The organism is Filifactor villosus, from assembly GCF_042652965.1.
Lineage (GTDB): Bacteria > Bacillota > Clostridia > Peptostreptococcales > Filifactoraceae > Filifactor > Filifactor villosus.
Genome location: NZ_JBHSHL010000003.1, coordinates 245,012 through 264,731, shown reverse-complemented (window position 1 = coordinate 264,731; position 19,720 = coordinate 245,012). Strand labels below are relative to the sequence as shown.

General features: G+C 46.0%; 17 protein-coding genes. All 17 read right to left on the bottom strand.

What is annotated here, in order from left to right; translation table 11 throughout:
* Positions 1-4: 4 nt before the first annotated feature.
* The gene (cas1, locus tag ACFO4R_RS01540) at positions 5-1,012 is read right to left on the bottom strand and encodes a CRISPR-associated endonuclease Cas1 (protein ID WP_379787206.1); all 1,008 of its coding nucleotides are present in this window, start codon (positions 1,010-1,012) and stop codon (positions 5-7) included.
* A gap of 19 nt (positions 1,013-1,031) precedes the next feature.
* Positions 1,032-2,474, bottom strand: coding sequence for a type III-A CRISPR-associated CARF protein Csm6 (gene csm6 / locus ACFO4R_RS01535; RefSeq protein WP_379787205.1), 1,443 nt, complete (start codon positions 2,472-2,474; stop codon positions 1,032-1,034).
* The gene (gene cas6 / locus ACFO4R_RS01530; protein ID WP_379787204.1) at positions 2,458-3,186 is read right to left on the bottom strand and encodes a CRISPR system precrRNA processing endoribonuclease RAMP protein Cas6; all 729 of its coding nucleotides are present in this window, start codon (positions 3,184-3,186) and stop codon (positions 2,458-2,460) included. The genes csm6 and cas6 overlap by 17 nt, the downstream gene beginning before the upstream one ends.
* Positions 3,186-4,328 (bottom strand): type III-A CRISPR-associated RAMP protein Csm5, encoded by a 1,143-nt coding sequence (csm5, locus tag ACFO4R_RS01525; RefSeq protein WP_379787203.1) that lies wholly within the window; start codon positions 4,326-4,328, stop codon positions 3,186-3,188. Before csm5 ends, cas6 begins: the two co-directional genes overlap by 1 nt.
* The gene (gene csm4, locus ACFO4R_RS01520; RefSeq protein ID WP_379787202.1) at positions 4,316-5,293 is read right to left on the bottom strand and encodes a type III-A CRISPR-associated RAMP protein Csm4; all 978 of its coding nucleotides are present in this window, start codon (positions 5,291-5,293) and stop codon (positions 4,316-4,318) included. Before csm4 ends, csm5 begins: the two co-directional genes overlap by 13 nt.
* The gene (csm3, locus tag ACFO4R_RS01515; RefSeq protein WP_379787201.1) at positions 5,293-6,024 is read right to left on the bottom strand and encodes a type III-A CRISPR-associated RAMP protein Csm3; all 732 of its coding nucleotides are present in this window, start codon (positions 6,022-6,024) and stop codon (positions 5,293-5,295) included. The genes csm4 and csm3 overlap by 1 nt, the downstream gene beginning before the upstream one ends.
* A gap of 11 nt (positions 6,025-6,035) precedes the next feature.
* Positions 6,036-6,389, bottom strand: a complete 354-nt coding sequence (csm2, locus tag ACFO4R_RS01510) for a type III-A CRISPR-associated protein Csm2 (protein WP_379787200.1) — start codon at positions 6,387-6,389, stop codon at positions 6,036-6,038.
* Positions 6,374-8,938, bottom strand: coding sequence for a type III-A CRISPR-associated protein Cas10/Csm1 (gene cas10 / locus ACFO4R_RS01505; RefSeq protein WP_379787199.1), 2,565 nt, complete (start codon positions 8,936-8,938; stop codon positions 6,374-6,376). The genes csm2 and cas10 overlap by 16 nt, the downstream gene beginning before the upstream one ends.
* A 496-nt stretch (positions 8,939-9,434) precedes the next feature.
* On the bottom strand, positions 9,435-10,361 hold the full coding sequence (gene glsA / locus ACFO4R_RS01500; RefSeq protein ID WP_379787197.1) for a glutaminase A: 927 nt from the start codon (positions 10,359-10,361) through the stop codon (positions 9,435-9,437).
* A 639-nt stretch (positions 10,362-11,000) separates the two neighbouring features.
* Positions 11,001-11,945: an ATP-binding cassette domain-containing protein gene (locus ACFO4R_RS01495; protein WP_379787196.1), complete on the bottom strand. Its 945-nt coding sequence runs from the start codon at positions 11,943-11,945 to the stop codon at positions 11,001-11,003.
* A 3-nt stretch (positions 11,946-11,948) separates the two neighbouring features.
* A complete protein-coding gene (locus tag ACFO4R_RS01490; protein WP_379787195.1) occupies positions 11,949-12,998 on the bottom strand; it encodes an ABC transporter ATP-binding protein in 1,050 nt (349 codons plus the stop codon).
* A gap of 10 nt (positions 12,999-13,008) precedes the next feature.
* Complete coding sequence (locus ACFO4R_RS01485) at positions 13,009-14,043, bottom strand: ABC transporter permease (RefSeq protein ID WP_379787194.1); 1,035 nt, start codon at positions 14,041-14,043, stop codon at positions 13,009-13,011.
* Positions 14,043-14,984, bottom strand: coding sequence for an ABC transporter permease (locus tag ACFO4R_RS01480; RefSeq protein WP_379787193.1), 942 nt, complete (start codon positions 14,982-14,984; stop codon positions 14,043-14,045). Before ACFO4R_RS01480 ends, ACFO4R_RS01485 begins: the two co-directional genes overlap by 1 nt.
* Before the next feature lie 69 nt (positions 14,985-15,053).
* The gene (locus tag ACFO4R_RS01475; RefSeq protein WP_379787192.1) at positions 15,054-17,051 is read right to left on the bottom strand and encodes a peptide ABC transporter substrate-binding protein; all 1,998 of its coding nucleotides are present in this window, start codon (positions 17,049-17,051) and stop codon (positions 15,054-15,056) included.
* A gap of 219 nt (positions 17,052-17,270) precedes the next feature.
* Entirely contained in the window at positions 17,271-18,110 is an 840-nt protein-coding gene (locus ACFO4R_RS01470) for a serine hydrolase (protein WP_379787191.1), read from the bottom strand.
* On the bottom strand, positions 18,107-18,934 hold the full coding sequence (locus ACFO4R_RS01465) for a C40 family peptidase (protein ID WP_379787190.1): 828 nt from the start codon (positions 18,932-18,934) through the stop codon (positions 18,107-18,109). The genes ACFO4R_RS01470 and ACFO4R_RS01465 overlap by 4 nt, the downstream gene beginning before the upstream one ends.
* On the bottom strand, positions 18,931-19,719 hold the full coding sequence (locus ACFO4R_RS01460; protein ID WP_379787189.1) for a serine hydrolase: 789 nt from the start codon (positions 19,717-19,719) through the stop codon (positions 18,931-18,933). Before ACFO4R_RS01460 ends, ACFO4R_RS01465 begins: the two co-directional genes overlap by 4 nt.
* Position 19,720 lies beyond the last annotated feature (1 nt).

Here is a 19,720-nt window from a genome sequence, read left to right as displayed (position 1 = left end):
ACCATCACCTGATCAATACACTCTGATAGAAATTCCCATCGTTATCTTCCATGGCTTTTATCAGTTGCATCGCTTGATATTCCAGCATCCGACGAAAGCTCATTTTATAAGGTACTTCGGTAATATAGTGCACTTCCTGTCTTAACCTTTTTTCGAATTCTTCAATGATAATCTTGCATCCCTCCTTTGTCAGAAAGACGCCGTTTACCACTTTGTTTTCTTCAAAGTCTTCAAGGTTTATTTTTCCATTGTTGATCAAAGCTACTGCAAGGGAGTCAACCAGTATGGGCCTCCATTCTTCCATTAAGTCGGAGCAAAGCGCCGGATGGTTGTGCTTGTCCGCATGTAGGAAGGCTACATAAGGATTTAGGCCTTTGCTGGTAACGGCGGTAAAGATCTCATAGTGTAGGAGGGTATAGGCAAAACTCAAGATCGCATTGAAAGGATCTTTAGGAGGACGTTTGGTCCTCTTCTCGAAAGCAAATTCTTCTTTTAAGATTAAGTTCAAACCTCGATAGTAGAGTTTTGCAAGATAACCTTCTTTTCCCATGAGGGCTTCTATGGTTTCTATCCGATCTATGCTTTGGATGATTTTTGCCATCTCGTCGAGGATGACTTGCATTTCGCTCTGTTTTTTGTAGCGGTTGAGACGAAGGAGGATGGTCCTTTGGTTTCGAGCTTTTCCCTCAATAAATCGTTTTGAGATCCCAAGCCGAAAATCTTCCTCCTCACTTTTTTTGAACTGCATCCTCTGTCTGTGGATATTGACATGGCTTGTCGACTCCAATCTGCCATAATAGGATCCTGTCTTGGAGAGCCAAGTCAAATGAATCCCTCTTGTAAGAAGATTTTGGATACAGGAGGATGTAAGCTGTACCCCTCCGAAGACAATAACGTTATCGATGTGTTCGATGGGGATAAACCGCTCCTGATTGTTTTTGTCTTCAATATGAAGACGGTTTTCTTTGTGTCCTACGGTAATGCCTTGTTCGTAAAGGTACAGATTACTCATGATGTTCCTCCTTCTTGTTTTATTTTTCTTCTTCCAAGATCCTTTTGATTTCTTTGTTGATATTGTCGTAAATATCAAGCATACTTGGTTTGAAACCCAAGGGGGTATAATATTTGGTCAGGAAATTTTTAATAGTACTGCTGACCTTGGATACTTCCACTCCCGCTTCCTCTCTAAAATCATGTTCTGTGATGGATTTTAAGCTATGAGCCAACATATTTCGGACCGGTTTTACCTTCTCCAATGTTTCCGAAAGCTCTTTGAAGTCCTCCAAACTGACGACCCTCTTAGCTTCTTCTTTTTCTTCGATAAAATAGCAAATCATCGATACCAATACTTTGTCTGAAATATAGGTCCCTTCTTTAAGTTCAAAGATATTCATATCCTTTTCGATTTTTTTCTTGAGCTCTTCGCCTAATTTCTTTGTCGATATTTTATAGCTTACATCCGCAGAGGATGTTTTCTTTCTGCTATAAACAGCTTCAAACAGTTGATTTAAGTTTTTGCCGAACAACTCTGACAAAATCGAAAGATAGAGGTTGACCGTAAAGGGCTCTATCATAAGAGAATATCCGCTTATGTCCTTTACCTTCTCTTTTGTCAGAGCCAGAGCAAAGTAGTCTGCCACTTCATACCACAAGGGTACTCTCGTCTCTTTTTTGCTCTTGGTATAGTAATAGAGTTTATCGTAGTTTTTGTTTGACAGAGGATGAAGTTTGGCATTGCTCTCCAGACCGCTCAACACTCTTCTTTCCAACGCGAAGTTAAGCAAGGTATTGAGTTCCTGATCTTTATCAAACACTTTTTGTTTCAATAGTTCTATCGATGCCACATACTCATATCGATCCAACAACCGTCCAACCTGACTTTTGAGACGGATCCTTGTGTATCTTCTCAAATCGGGAGAAATCAGTCTACACACCGTTTCTCCTTCGTTATCCAGATTCATCTCGGCTTCCAGCCCCACATCGTAATCAAGCCCTACGGGTTTTTCGGTATTGCTCTTACGCTCCGGTGTGGATACTTGAACGGGTGTGAGTTTCAAATTTTCGGCATCCACGATATAAGTTACAAGGTTACTCGCCATCTGAGTGGTTCCGGAGGTAAGGTTGACAAGGACTTCAATGTCTTTGCCTTCGCTGTCTTTCTTAATCTGTTCAAATACTTTATATACGATATCGAAGTAACTCTCAAACTTATGTGCATCCACAATGTCCGTGCGGAAGCGAATCAGTTCGTACTCATAACCGGGCAAGTTACGATCAAGGGCTCTCCGGTAAAAATCATGTGGTTTCTCATCCCTCTCCTGCATTTCCTTTGTCAGTATCAAATAGATTTTTTGAGGTCTATAGTAACGGCAGATGTGAAGGATGGGTCCGTCATGCTGCCCCCTGGTGGGGTCGGTATTGCCCGCAAAGGTGAGCAATACCCTTTCTTTGGTCATATCAATTTCTGTATTCAATGTTTACTCCTCCCATTCCAAGTGAAGTTTTGATCCCAAGTCCCGTATATTCGGCTGAGGCTAAGATGAAGTTCAAAAGCTCAAGCAAGGCGGGATCTCCATACAAGCCTACGTCGAGGGTCCCGATAAAGCCTTTGACTTTTATTTTTTCCATGCTGAAAACCGCAGTACGAAGGTTGTAATCTCTCAGGTACATCCCCTTCATCAGCTCTTCCAAGGCATGTTCATCTTCGATCCTGATCGAGTCGGAGTGCAGGTTTATCTTGTTGATAACTCCGTTCAACAGGACTTTGACATCGGGAAAAATATGGGTGCGTCCGTCCGATTTGAAGGAGGTGGGCGTCAAGAGGCGGAGCCTCGGAGTTCTCTTCGTATTGAGGTAGAGTTCTTCAAAACTGCTTTTTTCCACCTTCATATTCCTGATCTGAAACTCCATATCCTTATGCTCAATATAGATGCTGTCACTGCTCCTGCCTGCCAAAGGGGCGATGATCCTATCATAGGCCCTTTTATTGAAGGTGGTGATCCTCCAATGGGCTTTGTCTCCCGACTTCTCCCGAACGATGCAGGAAGTGAAGGGATTGGTTTGGTTGTAATGGAGGTACTCGGCAAAGGAGGGCTCTATCTCCTTCATCAAGTACCCGTGAAACAACGAGGCCATATTGGGATGAAGACTGCCCCCTTGCAGTTCGATATTCATCTTGGCTAACATTACTCTTCCTCCACTATATCCAGCCTTACCACACCCGCCAGTTCTTCGTAGGTATCCCATATCACACGGTTGATAACTCGTGGAGCATATTTATCGTTAAGATGGTTGGTTATTTTCTTCTTTGAGCCTTTGTGCAGGAGTTTTCTTACGACATCAAGTCTCTCCTTTTCGTTGTCAAACAGGGCATGGACCACCGTCTTCTGATGGAAGCCGGTGTTCGCCCCCAAGATCAGGTCTGTTTCTTTTCCTGCGTAAGGGATACAGACTGTAGTCAAATATAAAGCGGACCTCTCGATGGCATCGAAAACATCATCCATACTCTCAACCTTTAATCTTGATTCTTTAAATCGATCAAAATCCAAGGAGATATCGCAGAACAGTCTGCTTCCCGGTGCGATGTATTCCCGTGCCAAGGGCATGGGCTTAAAATCTCCATCTTTCATTGTCTCATCGATGTCCTGAAGAAAGCAGGTATTGAGGTTCTCGCTCCTATAGGTGTCGGAGACGGACAGGCCGAAACGTTTTACCTTAGGCGCCCTAGGTGTACCGTATAGAATAAGATTTTCGATGGTAGCAACTTCACGAGATACGGTTTTTTTATAGTCTCGTACATCCCTATCGCTTTGAACCTTTCTTGCCGCTTTGAGGATACTGGAAATATTATCCTTAAATTCGTTTCTGTGACTAATAATATAGTCTACAAGCAAAGAAGTGACCATCGCCCCCTTGATACTGCTGCCCGGGATATAGGGCTCTCCATAGACGTCTTTGACAACGAGGTTGATATCGTTGAGTCGTCCGTTTTCAGTATCGATCTCAAGATTTTTGTACTCTTTTGCCGCAATGCTCGGGATCTGCGCCTCCAACTTATGCTGTTGGATAAAGGTGCGGATATCCGCCTTTCTGTTCTGTTCTTTTTTGGATGTATTGACCCTCTCTTGAATATAGTCGATATAGGTATCAAAGAGGTTTCTTCTGATTAACAGATCCGTAAATTTGTTGGCATCGATGATTGTCAGGATTTTTTTTCGCCTATCATAGATATATTCTTTCGTAGTCAGTTTCGACTTGTACTCCGCACCGCCTATATGGACGGGGCTTAGTACATGGAGATTCATTTTATAGTTTTTTATTCTTGACACAGTTCCACCCCCATTACCAGCGGTTTGCCCATTCGATAGATGCTGTGAGCTCCATGCAGTTTCAGGTCCGCTACTTTTCCCACAGGCTTGAAGTTAAGCACCGATCCGGAAGATATCATATGGACCTGCTTTCTCTTTTGCGGTTGAGACGAGTAGGAGCTTAGGTTGACAAAACCGCTTCTTCGAATCAACTGATAGCCGTTCTCTTTATTTTTCAGATCGCTTATCTCTCTCGGCAAGGGCAGATAGGAAGAGAGGAGAATATAGTTCTTCGCACTTTGATGAAGAGCCTTGTACAAAGAAGAAACCGATGTTCCCAAAGTCTCTTTTTGTTCCGGAAGGATTTTTTTCGACACCTCAAACTGTCCGCAGCTCGAGCTCTTCTTTCCTCCTATCCCTCTTAGAGAAAGGCTGTCCAAAACGGTTTCAAAGACTTCTTTGAAGTCTTCATCAAACTCCGCGATCACATAGAGCCCCGACTCGCTGTTAAAGCGAAATATTTCTATGTTATAGGGCTCGGTGTCTTTTCCTTCCCTTGAGATTTGGTTCTTTGTGTGAAGTTGTTTGTCTCCGAAGTCCGTATCCACCTCAGGAAAGTTCCGACCTGTCTTGAGGAAGGAGATATAGTCCGGAAGTTTTTCGACAGGAAGGTAGTTCAAGGCCTTGACTTTCTTTCTGTCTACCGTTTTCTGTCTCATGGACTGATCCCTGTCGATGTTTACAAAGGGTTTGGGAAGGTAGAAGATGTTTCCCTTAAACGGAAGAAGATCCGAGACCTTAAGGCTGTCTTTCTCCACCATTGACACCAGTTCTTCAGCTCCGTATAAACTTACATACTCTTGGCAGAAGGCACTGTAGAAGGTATCGGATCTCATGCAAAAGTCCGTTCCTTCGAGCCCCGCTCCCCCGGATCCTCCTATATGGACCCCATGAGGAAATTTCAGTTTATAGATATGATAAGACATTATCTCACCTTGCTTTCCAACAATTCTTGATATTTTGCACTATCGATATCCTTCGCCTTACTTTCTTCGGCATAGGTCTTTACTTCCACTGTCAGGTTCTCAAACTTCACGCGTCCGTATCCTCTTGTTCCATGTCCTCCGAGGTAGTCGTCCTGAAGGAGTTCCATCATAAGGGCAAGATTCTCCATATCTTCGTTCAGTTCATCGAGTTTTTCAATGTTGTAAATCAATTTAAAGTCAAACTCGGAACCGGCAGGCACCCTCTCCTGTTGTCTGGGGTTGGCTTCTCCCTTTGCACGATCGATGGTGTTTTCATACTTGATCTCGGTGTAGGGCAGGTCAAGTTCGAGGCTCTTGAGTTCCTGTTCCGACTTGTCGGAGAGCAGCATATCTTGGAACTGTAATCTGGACAGAACAAGTCCTTCTCCTTCTTTCCCTACTCCTCCGAACAGTCTCTTGATCGCTTCATGTTCGTTTTTAATATTTGCCATTGTCAGAGAGCTGTCACTGTACTTTGTCCTTGCCAGAAGGTATCTCATCTTTCCTTTCAAGGAGGAGCCCGGTATCATCGGTTTGTTGGTGATCGAGTCCCTTACTACGATGTTATCGACCGCACCGATGGCGGAAAAGTCTCCCGAGGTTCCGATATGAAGTCCGGTCAGTACCTTGATCGTTCCTTTGATGATCATTTTTCCGCTCAGTGTATTTATAAATCTTTTTTCTGTATTCATCTTCTTCTCTCCTATCCCTTATAGTATTTTACATATGCTACGATCTCTTCCAAATATCTGTAATACTCGTTGAATTTCTCCTGAGAATCTCCTATGTCCTTGATCACATCGGCAATGCGAAAATCCTTATCAAACTTTCCGACCTTGGAATCTCTTCCGCATTGGTAGATATGTTTGATCAGGAGGTATTTGATCTCATTTTGAATCTCGACAGGAAGTTTATCTCCTTTCTTACATACCATCTCGATCTTGTTTTTTACTACAACGGAGTTGGACAGCAGCAGTCTCAACTGGGTCGTCGTAACCATGTTTCTATCGTCCTTATTTTGAATCACTACCTGTTCCACATTTACTTGTCGGCCCATTTTGCGCCCTCTCTTTCTTCATAGATTATAAGGTTGATTGCCGTTAACAGTTGCTTTGCGTCTTCTTCATTTCTCATCCAAATCAGCATTGTTTCTTTAAAGTCCTGATAGGTTTGTTCATTGTCTTTTGTATGTCGGATCCTTGCGATCGTATAAGCAAATCTTGCAATATCGATACGATTCCCCACAGTCAATCTCTGTATGATCAGGTCCATCAGTTTATACCACTTCGATTTTCCGACAAAGAGTTTGGATCCCGAATCCTCTTTAAAGTCGACATTCTGCTTGAGGTAGTCATATTTTTCATAGAGGACCTTATCGATAAACTCATCCCACACATATACATGGTTGAGTCTCTCATCGCTCATTCTTCCAAAGAGAGCGATCGCATCCTTTGTCGGCAGAGGACTGTTGCCCTTGGTATATTCTTTTGCCAGTTTTTCGAGTTCCCCGGTGCGACCTGCCATCTGATAGACGGGAAAACTTTCGCCAAAGAAACCGATCCCTGCGGAAAGAGTGATCTTTCCGTTCGTAAATTCCCTGAACGCCGTCCTCAAGTCTACGGCAAACTCAAGGACATCGTTCCATGTTCCTATCACGAAGAGGTCATCCCCTCCGGAGTATACAACTACGATATCCCTAAACTTCTTCTCGCTTGAAGAAATAAGGTTGCAATACTCCTTGAAGATCTCGTTGTGTGCAGAGGCTCCATCTCTTCTTTCGAGGATCAGGTTGATTCTTCGCTTGAAGAAATCAGACAGATATCCGGACAGCACTGCGGACTTGGATAGGGTAACGTGGCGGAAGGACTGTTTAGAGTTTTTATCTTCAAAACCGGATTGAAACAAGGTTCCGAGATTGTCGACATCCGCTCTTAAGACTGCAAGGCGACGGATACCCTTCGACCTTGTCACCAATGCATTAAATTCGACAAGCCCCTTGCCTTCGTTCGGGACATTGTAGTTGCCTACGGAGATGTTTTTACATAGAAGGTCTCCTGTATGGATGCTGTTGACCGAATAGTATCGATGGAGCTCTCCGTTTCGATCGAGGTTTTTGACCTTATCTTCATCCATCAAACGCAGGTAGACTCTTCCTCCCTCGAGAAGAGGAAGTTCGATCAAGGCTCCCTTGGGTTTTTTTGGTGTTTCTTCATCCTTCTTGTAGGTCTCTACCAAAAACCCTCGATCTTCTCCGTAGAGTTTGGCAATGACACTACCCAATTCAATAAAACCGTTGCAGGAATCGCAGATTTCGACCCCTTCCAGATCATCATCTCCTCCTGTCCGCTTCTCCCTTGCCTCTTTATTGGATTGAAGGATCTCGTCCTTCTCCGCCTTCTTGCAGATAACACATTCACCGGTGTAACTGTGGACCGCATTGATCTCACTGTCTTCATTAAATAGATCTTCTAATTGCGGTGAGCAATAACGATTTATTTTCCCTTTGGATGTCTTGATGGCGCTTTGTCGAAAGACCTCGCCCAATTTGTTTTCCGTCTTGAGCTCCACATCCAAGCCGTTGCCCAAGTCTTCCGCCGTCGCAGGAACCCATGCCATCTCAAAGTAAAGTTTGGTGCCGAATTCTTCCAAAAGGAAGTCGTTGATTTTCTCATGACAATCTTCGAGCAACCGAATTGCTTGCGATGTATTCGGCAGGAGGAGATAGAACTGACTTCCTCCCGAATAGATGAGGTTTGCTCTATTCAACGAAAGATTGGAAAGAATCTCATCGATGATATGCTCGGTGAAAAGTTCCAAGTAAAAGGAACGCCCCCTCAAAGACTTCATTGCCATTTTTGAGGTGATGGTGTAGATAAAGTCTTGGATGCCTGTAAACTCTCCCAACACAAAAAGATATTTCTCGGTTTTTCGTGCATCGGTTCTGTCCAGATACTCCTTCTTCCAATCGGTTATCCCCTGTTCCCTGTCATAGAGATACATGCAGGAGGCAAGGGCCGTAACGATCCTGGCATGGTCATAGCAGGATACGTCACTATGTTCCGGATAGGCACTCGAAGGAAGGAAGGAAGCGTTCTCTTCCAGTGCGACAAGCAGATCCTCGATTGCCGGATCCGTCTTGAGCACCTTTGTGATAGCTTCCAGTTTCTCCGCATAATAAAGGGATGACGATCCGTTATTTCCCGGTTTTCGAGGCATATTAAAGTCCTTTTTTACATCTCCCGGAGGGAAGATCTTGCCTGCCGACGGGATCTCCGGTCGGATCAGATTGAAGATCGAATTCAATTCTTTCTTCACTCCTGTTTTCGGAGCACTTCGTCTTCCCGTACCTGAAGCGATGTTATTCGCTTCATAGACGAGGTAGGCCACAGAGTCCTCCGAAAGAGATGCCTTCTTCAACTCTTCTTCACAACTGTGGTCGATGATGTCGCAGACTTCGGTATCCTTTTGCGAAAACAACCCGTTGCCTTTAAGGTATGCGGAACCCGGATGTAAGTCGTTTTCTTTGCTCAATCCGGCTCCTCTTACGATGATATCGATATCATGTAAGAGAGCACCGAGTTGAACAAGGTGTAGTTTGTCATTCATTTAATTCCTCCTTACCAAATATTTATTTTTACAAGGGAGTGCTGTTTTGCACTTCCTCGCAATCGGCATTAGCTGTTTGAATACAGGCGAGTCCTTTAAAACTGTTTTTTATTATACGGAACCTGCCTACACAAACTCAGGTACAATCCTATTATCCGATTACCATGTGAGGATATAGGCTTCATGCCGTTCTTCAAGTGAAGTATCCGCGGAACATCTACGATTTTCTGAAATTTGAATGATGACGAACTTCAGGCTACGTAATCGCCCGGTATAAACGGATAACCCTATACACATGACAAAGACGTATGTCCTTCTTTATGAAGGGCATTGATCTAGGACTGCAACAATACCGGTGTAACGGCATATTGATATTCAGCTTTATTTTACATCCCCGTTATAAGGGGGATGGGTTAATAACATAGTTGAAATTAGCGGGACTCTCCGCTTACCCATGCACCGGGACTAAGATGTTTTCTTATCTTTTGCTCTCGAACTAAAAAATCGTCAGATCCAACTCCTCGCTCAATTGCTCCAAAATGCTCATCCCTCCTATGCTGTTGCTCTTTGCATTAAGGGCGGGACCGAAGATCCCGATCCCCATCCTTCCGGGCGCGACTGCCATAAGGCCTCCTCCGACTCCACTTTTGCAGGGAAGTCCGACAGATACGGCGGTTTCTCCGCTCTCATCGTACATTCCGCAGAGCATAACGGTCGCATTGACGATGCTAGCTATCTTCGGATCAAAGCACTGTTTTCCCGAAAGGGAAGAGTAGCCTTTTTGGGCGTATACCAAAGACAGTGCGGCAAGCTCCTGCGCCGTCATTTCAATACAGCATATCTTACAGTAGGCATCAAGCAGAGCCTCGATATCGGTGTCCTTGTCCAAGATCCCGGTACTCTGCATATAGTAGAGCAGGGATCGATTGCGGTACGCCGTCTGATATGCAGACAGATAGGCACTGCGGTTATAAGTGAGAGAAGAGTTTCCCGTCATAAGTCTCAAGAGATCCAAAACCTGTTCAAAACATTGTTCAAAACTCTCCCTCTTCATCAATGAAAGCACGGAAAAAGCCCCGGCGTTAAGGTAGGGATTGAGGGGGCGATGGGCGTTCTTGTTCTCCAAGTCCGAAATGGCATTGAAGGCACTGGAAGTCGGCTCAAAGGTCACCCTCTCTTTGATTTCTTCCAAACTTCTGTCCATAAGACAACAAGTGAAGGTGATGACCTTGGAGATGCTCTGGATGGTAAACTTTATCTGTGCATCTCCAAAACTCAAGGTGTTTCCATCCACATCGACGATGCAGTAGCCGAGCAACGACGGATCAACTTTTTTGAGCTCGGGAATATATTGAACGACAGTCCCTTGAGAAAGAAGAGTCCTCGCCCTGTCCAGTATTGCATGTCCATCAAACTTATTCATATCTCCATCCTCCTGAATATTACAGTTTCGGAAGGAATTGACCCCGTCGCCCGCTTCGACCTTATATTCAATACTTCTCTATGTACAAAACGGATGATCGACTTTAAGTGTCAGTTCCATATCCACTTTGTATTATACCAACAGTTCGATAAAAAGTACAGGGACAAAGTATGGGTATGTAAATACTATATTTCGTTGTAATATATATAAATCAAAGGGTTTCAACCGATTCTTTCTGATACGAAACCCTTTGATTTTTATAAATTGTTTTTGAAAATACTTCTCATACTATTCTTCCTTTGAGTCGTGGATACAAATAATATGTGACCATAGAAGATAAACCGATTTTTCGTAAGTTGAAAAAAGGATATATCCATGCTTCTATCGGAGAATAGTATCAAGAAGAACCGGAGAGTTCTCCTCTATGTTGCAAAATATGGAAAACCTCTCCTTCTCGACCCGTCTCCTACCGTACTCCTTCCCATTTGCAATTGTGGAAGCCATTGTACCGACATATTGATATCCGGTTTTATTTCTCATTATCTCTATAAACAAAAAGAGTTCCTATCAAAATCGGAATTACCGTGAATTTCAATGTGCCGCTATACTATATTTCGGGAAACCGCTAGACTCCATTTCCTACTTTACTTCTTCCAATTCCTTTTTATATCCGTCCAATTCTCTGCGATTTCCAAGCACGAAGTGACCCGGCGAGACTTCTTCCCACACGGGAGGTTCCTCCTCGTAGTTATGCATGGAGGGGTCGTAGATCAGGGTCTTTTTATCCCTTTCGTTTTCAGGATCCGGCTGAGGTACAACGGAGAGAAGGGCCTTGGTGTAAGGATGCAGGGGGTGCTTGAACAACTCCTCACACTCGGCGAGCTCGACGATCCGCCCCTTGCTGATTACGGCAATCCTGTCGGAGATAAACCTCATTACCGAGAGGTCGTGTGCAATAAAGAGGTAGGTCAAGCCCCTCTCCTTCTGCAACTTGTTCATCAAGTTGAGTACCTGTGCACGAATTGATACATCGAGAGCACTGATGGGCTCATCGGCGATGATAAACTCCGGCTCCATAATCAGGGCTCTTGCGATCCCAATTCTCTGTCGTTGTCCTCCGGAAAATTCATGCGGGAATCTGCTGGAGAACTCGGGCAACAGGCCGACATCGAGAAGGGCCTGGTCCACCAGTTCCTGACGCTTTGCCTCCCCGATGGACTTCATGGTGTTGTAGGTCCCTTCCGCAACGATATAGTTGACCTTCGCCCTCTCATTCAAGCTGCTCATCGGGTCCTGAAAAATCATCTGGATTTCGGATACGACCTTTCTGTCCATCTCCTTGCCGATCTTTCCGCTGATTCTCTCACCCTTGTAGAGGATTTCACCCTTACTGATCGGATAAATTCTCAAAATGGCACGACCGATGGTGGTCTTTCCGCTTCCCGACTCTCCTACCAGTCCGAAGGTTTCTCCCTTGTAAATATCGAAGCTGACATCCTTGACGGCTCGAAACGGTTTTTTCTTTGTTCCGAAGGTAATATCGATGTCTCGCACGCTGAGCAGGACTTCTTTGTTTCGACTCATTTCTTATCTCCTTCCTACTCCTCTGATGTTTTTGATATAAGAGGGCGGTTCCACCTTGGGAGCCCTCGGATCCAAAAGCCAGGTCTTAGCTCTGTGGGTCGACGTTATATCAAAGTACGGCGGTTCTTCCAAAAAATCGATCTCCAAAGCTTGAGGGTTTCTCGGCGCAAAGGCATCTCCTACAACCGGCTTGAACAGGTTGGGCGGTGTCCCTTTGATCGAGTACAGTTCTTCGCCCTTGACCCCCAGCTGAGGCAGGGAACTGAGCAAGGCCCATGTATAGGGATGTCTGGGATCGTAGAAGACCTCTTCCGCCATCCCGATCTCGACGATGTCACCCGCATACATGACCGCCACTCTGTCGGCGATGTTCGCGACCACTCCCAAGTCATGAGTGATGAAGATGACTGTAAGAGAGAACTTCTTCTTCAACTCCTTGAGCAGTTTGAGGATCTGCGATTGGATGGTCACATCCAGAGCCGTAGTCGGTTCATCACAGATAAGCACCTTGGGCTGACACGCAATGGCGATGGCAATAACGACCCTCTGCCTCATCCCTCCCGAAAATTCGTGCGGATACTGGTGGTATCGCCGATGGCCATCATCGATGCCCACCTCCGACAGAAGACGAACAACGACCTCCTTCAACTGTGCCTTGGGTACCTTTTGGTGAAGTTTGATCGCCTCTGCGATCTGTGCTCCTATCGTCTTGAGAGGATTCAAACTTGTCATGGGATCCTGGAGGATCATCGCGACCTCCTGTCCCCTTATCTTGAGCCAATCCTTCTCCTTCCTGTACGAGTCAAAGCGTTCGGGTGAATCTGCATTCATCCCGTAATAACGGATCTCTCCGCTGCTGATATAACCGTTGGGATCGAGAAGCCCTATGAAGTTCTTGTTGAGCACCGACTTCCCGCTCCCGGACTCCCCGACAATCGCAAGAGTCTCGCCCTTATACACGTCCAGAGAAAGGTTACGAATGGCATGCAGTTCCCGTCCCCTCAAAGAGAATTTGACATTGAGATCTTGTACGGATAAGATTCTGTTTTCCATGTGCCACCTCCTAAACGTGGGATTTCGGGTCTGCGGCATCGGAGAAGGCATTTCCCGAAACGTAGAATGAGATTGTAACGATTGATAACAGGATGGTCGGATAGATCAGCTGATAACGAAGACTCGGAGAGAGCATCATCACACGGCCTTCATTGATGAGGTTTCCCAGACTTGCGACCGTGGCGGGAAGTCCCAAACCTATATAGGTGATAAAGACCTCATAACCGATGTTCGCAGGAATCGACAGAGCCATCCTCAGCATGATGATCGATACCAGATAGGGCAGAAGGTTCTTGAAGATGATCCTCGGAGTCTTAGTCCCCAAACAACGTGAGGCAAGGTTGTACTCCCTGTCACGGATGATCATAATGAAGTTTCGTATAAACCTCGCCATCCCTATCCAGCCTGTCAAACTCATCGCCAGGATCAACGTCGGTATCCCCGGCGGAAGGATGTAGGCTACAAGGATCAAAACGATGGTTACGGGAATGTTGTCAAGCACGTTATAGAGTTCCGTAAAGAAGAAATCGAGTTTACGCACATAACCCCAGAGAATCCCCACAAAAATACCTATTACGGCCTCAATACAGGCGACGATGACTCCGATGAACAGCGATGTCCTCGTCCCTGCCCATATGCCCGACCATAGGTCCTGACCGATGGAGTTGGTCCCCAGCAGGAAGGTGTGCATCCTACCTTCGCTGATCTCCACCTGTGTGCCCGGTGTAAGATTTCGGTAAGGAAGTCCCGTATCCGGATTATTATTGACCTGGAAATAGGGGATCTGATCGGGAAGCATAGGTTGAATAAAGGTAAATACCACCAAAAAAATCACGACACTGACCAGGAACATAGCGACCCTGTTTTTTGAGAAGGCTCTAAAGGTGGAACGCCAGTACGAATAGTTACTGTAACCCGTCTTTTCCACCTGAGATTCGTCAAATTCGGCAAAGCTGAACAGCTCTTCCTGCGTCATCTCTTCTCTTGTCTTTTGATATACGTTCTGCTCCATTTTTTCAATGGTAGGGTTCTTGATTACAGGCATTATCTTCCTCCTTTTCTCGCATTCAGACTGATTCTCGGGTCAAGTGCCACCATGGCGAGGTCCCCTAGGATAAGACCTATGATACCCACCGTAGCAAAGAGAAGCACGATCGCCTGTACCATCGTATTATCCTGCCTTTTGATTACATCGACCAAAAGACCTCCCATCCCCGGTATGCTGTAGAGGGATTCAATGTAGATGGAGCCTATGACCGTGTTCAAAAACGAGGTCGGAAGATATTGCACCATCGGTACGAAGGCATTTCTGAATATGTGATGAAACATGATCTTGTTTTTGGAAAGCCCTTTGATCTGAGCCAGTTTGACATAGTCCTTGGACGATTCGTCCACCATATACCGCCTCAACCACATCGCATAGTAGGCGGTATTGCCCAAACTCATCGACAGGACCGGCAATACCCACATCTTCCAATCTTTGGGATCAAAGAGCATCTTAATCTTCAAGGCTTCCGTCCCGTAGAGTTGAATAAAGAGGAAGTAGACGGCCGCCGGTACCGCTTGAATGAAGACGACAAAACCCGTCCCCACATGGTCGAAGAACCTTCCCTTATACTTGGCCATCATCGTTCCCATCGGAATCCCGAACAAAAGGGATACCAAGATTGCCAATGATCCCAGCTTAATCGATATCGGGATTTTGGGCTTTAGAATCTCCGTGACGGGCACGTTGTTTCGATAGACTCTGGAAGTCCCCAAATCGCCCTTCACCAAGCCCTTGAACATTCGAAACAACTGGACGGGCATAGGCTGATCCAAACCCATTTGATGGAGCCCGTTCTCGATCTGTACCCTAGACATTTTATCGTAATTCGGAAAATATCCTTCCAAGGGCATCTGTCTAAGCAGGATAAACACAATGGTCATAATGATCGTCAACGTGATACAGGCTCGTAATAAGCGTTTTCCTATATAGAGAAGCATAAGCATTTCCTTTCCGACAAATTTTACAATGCGGGTCCCTCCATCGGAACCCGCATCGTCTACGGTCTGCTATTTAAGTCCCATTTTACTCTTCCAAGCTTCGTAGTTCTTGGTATATTCATCCATTGTGATATAGTTCTCATGAAGTTTTTGTCCCTTGAATCTCAGGTTTGAAACTCCACAAGGTGCATATTGTCCTTCAAAGATATCCATTTTTGTGGAAATATAGGAGGCCGGATCGATAAAGTAGGGAACTACAATCGCATGTTCGATCAGCATTGCTTCGGCTTCGGCAAAAGCCTTATATCTCGGTTCCGTATCCGCAATCTTCTTTGCCTCATCTACCTTCGCATAGTAAGCTTTCAAAACAGGTGTCAGTTCTCCCTCTTTGTCCATATAGATGTCCATATCGTTGTAACTGTTCGCTTCAACCACATTATCATTCTCACGGATCTCGGGATTTTGACCGAAGGGCTGTGCCCAAGTGGAGGGATCTTCATAGTCCGCTCCCCAGTTACATCTCATAAAACCGTACATTCCGCTTCTTCTTACCTGACGAAGGAAACCGTCGGCAGGTCCGCCATAGAGTACACACTCGATAAAGTCGGTTCCCAGAACCTTCTCCACTTGTTGCTTGAGCAATACACATTCCTGCTCCCAGTCGGAAGTGTCCGAACGGTAGGAAAGGACCATCTTGACAGGAAGTTTGACTCCGGCCGCCTTCAACTCTTCGACCGCCTTTGCCTTATATTCCTTCGCCTTTGCTTCATCAAAGAAATACTGATCGACGTTGTCGAACTCCGGCAGTTTGGAATAATCGACCTCGTTCACGCTTGTAAAGGTTGCAGGAGTGATCGTTCTCTGTGTGACCGCCTTTCTGTTTTCGGCTTCGGGTTCCAAGGCATACATCGCATAGTCTCTGTCAAAAGCACTCATAACGGCATGGCGGAAGTTCGAGTTTGTAACCGCCTTATCCCAGTTTTCGGGTTCCCAACCGTTGTCCGTCCATGTCTTGATACGCTCGGGGCTTCCCGAACCTGCACGGAAGTTAAAGCAGTAGAAGTACGAATAATCCGGAACCGCCCTGCTCTTGGAGAGGTATTCGGGATAGTTGCTCTTCCACTCGTCAAGAATATTGTTGCTGATGTCCGCGTAGTCGAGTTCTCCTCTCAAGACCATAGCGGGTCCTATGGTCGCAGCTTCCGCATTGTACGTCAGGTCGATTTTGGTAATGTGAATATTATCGGCATCCCAGTTTTTGTAGTTCTTTTCGTAGGTTCTTCCCACCTGTGGTTCATACTTGGTCACAATGTAGGAGCCGCAGTAGTACATCTTGTCCATCGCCGTACCGAAGTCCGAACCCAGCTGATCCAGCTGTGCTCCGTAAGCCGGCATATAGCACACATAGGTCAGACAAGTCGGGAAGAAGGGATATACGTCAACAGTCGTGTATTCCAAGGTATAATCATCGATTGCCTTGATGCCTACACTTGCAAAGTCCGCTCCGGAGTCCTCCGCCTTCTTCTCGACTCCCTCCGCCAATGTTCCGTAGTAGTCGGATACTTTCCGGTAGTAGTCTCCCGCCCCTTGGATCAAATCGAGGATCATATAGTCCGTCGCCGACTCGTTCTTGGGATCGCAGACATATTTCGCCGAGGCCACAAAATCGTTTGCCGTAACTTCCGCAACCTCCGCTCCTGTATGATCGAACCACTTCATTCCTTTGCGAAGATGGAAGGTCCAAGTCTTGCCGTCTTCGGATACTTCCCACTTCTCGGCCATCCCCGGTACGACCTCTCCGTGAGAATCGTATTCAACCAAGGTGTCGATGACATTTGCAGCGACCTGCTGTTCGTTGGTCGCTCCTTCAATCAAGTAGTTCATGGAAGAGATCTCACCGCTGTAAAGGCTTCGATATACCATGGCCTCACTGTCCCCTAATGCGTTTCCTTCTTCCGTCTGCGTCGTCTCTGCTTCCTGCGAGGTACTTGAGCTATCTCCTCCGCAACCTGCAAAGAGAGTCAATATCAATCCCAAACACAACATATAACTCAGATACTTTTTCATTGTCTCCTCCTTAACTGTTCTCTCTCCTACTACCCTACAACGTTTTCGTACACCCCTCCTTCCGACTGTGTCGAATCAAATGTCTACCAATGTAAACTATATCAACGCCGAAATTTGTTTCGGCAAATATAGGTCTTAGATGCTGCATACGAAAAATCAGCATACAATCACTGTACTATGAGTCCGGTTTTAGATCGTTTCGGCAAATATGAAACTGCCTCACACCAGACTTCCTCCCAAGGCCAGAAAGCTATCCAACACCATTCGGCTGGCCTTAGATCCATAAAGACTCGCCTCGTGATCCATATGGTAGAGAGGGTCGTGAAAATCTTTGTGAAACATCGATATCACATAATCTCCGACAGGAGTAAATACAATCCCGCCGTCATTTCGGCAGGCGTTCATACTCCCGCTTTTGGAAGCGACTTCTATCTGCTCCGCAGCTTCGGCGATACAATCGTCTCCGGAAAGATAGTACTGTGGAAAGAGCCTTGTTATCATACTGTTATAATGCTGTTTCTTAAAAATCTCTATCATCGCCCTGCAAGAGACCTCATCTACCAACTCATTGCGATAGAGCTTGTAGAAGAAGTCTCCATAATCCTTCGCCGTCGTCGTTCCCAAGATGTCGTAGCGTTCCCAGTCAATCCGATTGTGCAGCTTCGTATCCTCAAAGCCGTACCTTTGAATTGTAGCGTTGATCTCGTCCTTTCCGAGCAGATCAATCAGCACATTGGTCGCCGTATTGTCGCTTATGATAATCATCAGGGTCGCAAAGTTGAAGATACTCATCGAAAAGGCACTGTCCATATTGTGTAGGACACCGGAACCGTCCACCCTGTGTTTCTCCTCATAGGAGATTTTTTCGTGCAGCCCCAGCCGCCCCTGTTTAATCTGCTCAAACAGCTCCAAGAGGATGAAACTCTTGATCGTACTTGCCGTCTCAAACGTTTCTTCTTCGTTGATCGCGACCGTATTGCCCTTGAAGTCCCTTGCATAAAAGGCCATGGTACCGTTGTAGCTTACAAGCTCCTTCTCTATCCTCGTCTCCAATCTCATCGGTCTCCTCCAAACAGACTTCCCGCCTTTTCATAGGTCTTGAACAGTTCTTCGTTGTAGTCCTGATGTTCGGGATCAAAGCTGTTATAGGCAACTCCGTTGTTTCCGGAGGAAGAATGAATGTATCGTCCATCCTCAATATACATGGCTACATGTCCGGGGAAGAAGAGCAGATCTCCTTTTTGTATCTTGTCTTTGGCAATCTCCCTGATCGGGAATCCCTCCTTGATATCGGCATCCCTGTATATCGTTATCCCCAGAAGCAGACAAGCCATCGAGCAAAGCCCTGAGCAGTCCAAGCCCCTTGCAGTCTTTCCTCCCCAACGATATTGAGATCCCATATAGAGTTGTGCCATCTCCACAAGCTTGTCCCTACACAAACTCTCATCGTCTTTGATCGATCCGTCGGGAACTTCGATGAGGTTTTCCTTCCTTGTCCAACCTTCGGTCCCGTCAGGGAGAACCGCCTTCTGCCACCTTGTATCCTCAGCCTCCTCCTCAAGGATCGCAACCTGAGAACCTCGAGGCAGGCCTTGAAGCAAGGATCCCTGTACCCTCGGTTCGCTCAATACATCCGCATAGGCCTTAATGACCATCCGCTTCTTTGACTCAAGCCACTTCTTTGCACATAAATCCTCCGTCAAAAAATGTTTTCTCCTCACATATCCTTCATAGCCGTAGTAGGTACGAATGCGATACCAATCGCCTCCTACCGCTTCCAAGACCTCTATCGGCATTCCGAACAGAGCTTCGTCCGCAAGAGAGGAGCTTCGTTTCGGTTCCGCCTTCATCGGTGCAATGTCTTTTGTGATCCAAGCTTTCATAGTCCTTCCTCCCATAGGTCCCTGCCCAGATGTCCGAGGGCGGAGACCCTGTCTATATTATCTTCTTCATACACGGAGTTGGTTATAAGTGCTGCGACTATGACAGGCGTTCGGTACAAAAAGATACCGACATCATGACTCACCTCGTCCAACCCTCCGCTCTTATGTGCAAATTCCACGGGTTCCGGAATATAACGAAGCAGAAGATTTCTGTTCCTGCACTGTTTCATCAACTCCAAGCCTTGAACACAGGCCTTCTTATCAAATCCATGCGAAAAGTACATCGCCTTGATCAACTTCGCCATATCCTCCGCCGTTGTAAAATTGTCCCTTCCCTGCCTTCCGGCCTCCACATCCATCATTTTTCTCTGAAGGAGGGTGTTTGTCATCCCTGCCCTCTCTATGGTCTGACGGACAGCTTCGTAGCCTATAAAGTCGATTAGCACGTTGGCCGAAGCGTTGCAACTCTCCGTCATCATCCAGGTCATATACTCTTTGATCGTGTATTCTTCGCGACCGATCTCGGTCACGACGCTGAAATCCACCTTGTTTTCGTCCGTCAGTTTCAACCTGTCATCAAGGGAGAACCCCCTCCCCTCCTGTTCCAGAATGGTCATCATAACAGGTATCTTTATCGTACTCGCCGAGACATGGACCTTATCAGCGTTGAGTCTGATGTTTTCTCCATTCGCCTGATCTTCTATCACGAGGGAATACTCCAAGCCTCTCTCTTCCGATCTCTTCTTCACCCTCTCAAGGATGTTCTCCAAACTCTGTTTTTTCATA

Bases quoted from the DNA above. Each gene is read 5' to 3' on its own strand.
- cas1 (WP_379787206.1), bottom strand. From the start codon at position 1,012: ATGAGTAATCTGTACCTTTACGAACAAGGCATTACCGTAGGACACAAA.
- cas6 (WP_379787204.1), bottom strand. From the start codon at position 3,186: ATGTTAGCCAAGATGAATATCGAACTGCAAGGGGGCAGTCTTCATCCC.
- csm4 (WP_379787202.1), bottom strand. From the start codon at position 5,293: ATGTCTTATCATATCTATAAACTGAAATTTCCTCATGGGGTCCATATA.
- csm3 (WP_379787201.1), bottom strand. From the start codon at position 6,024: ATGAATACAGAAAAAAGATTTATAAATACACTGAGCGGAAAAATGATC.
- csm2 (WP_379787200.1), bottom strand. From the start codon at position 6,389: ATGGGCCGACAAGTAAATGTGGAACAGGTAGTGATTCAAAATAAGGAC.
- cas10 (WP_379787199.1), bottom strand. From the start codon at position 8,938: ATGAATGACAAACTACACCTTGTTCAACTCGGTGCTCTCTTACATGAT.
- glsA (WP_379787197.1), bottom strand. From the start codon at position 10,361: ATGAATAAGTTTGATGGACATGCAATACTGGACAGGGCGAGGACTCTT.
- ACFO4R_RS01495 (WP_379787196.1), bottom strand. From the start codon at position 11,945: ATGAGTCGAAACAAAGAAGTCCTGCTCAGCGTGCGAGACATCGATATT.
- ACFO4R_RS01490 (WP_379787195.1), bottom strand. From the start codon at position 12,998: ATGGAAAACAGAATCTTATCCGTACAAGATCTCAATGTCAAATTCTCT.
- ACFO4R_RS01485 (WP_379787194.1), bottom strand. From the start codon at position 14,043: ATGCCTGTAATCAAGAACCCTACCATTGAAAAAATGGAGCAGAACGTA.
- ACFO4R_RS01480 (WP_379787193.1), bottom strand. From the start codon at position 14,984: ATGCTTCTCTATATAGGAAAACGCTTATTACGAGCCTGTATCACGTTG.
- ACFO4R_RS01475 (WP_379787192.1), bottom strand. From the start codon at position 17,051: ATGAAAAAGTATCTGAGTTATATGTTGTGTTTGGGATTGATATTGACT.
- ACFO4R_RS01470 (WP_379787191.1), bottom strand. From the start codon at position 18,110: ATGAGATTGGAGACGAGGATAGAGAAGGAGCTTGTAAGCTACAACGGT.
- ACFO4R_RS01465 (WP_379787190.1), bottom strand. From the start codon at position 18,934: ATGAAAGCTTGGATCACAAAAGACATTGCACCGATGAAGGCGGAACCG.
- ACFO4R_RS01460 (WP_379787189.1), bottom strand. From the start codon at position 19,719: ATGAAAAAACAGAGTTTGGAGAACATCCTTGAGAGGGTGAAGAAGAGA.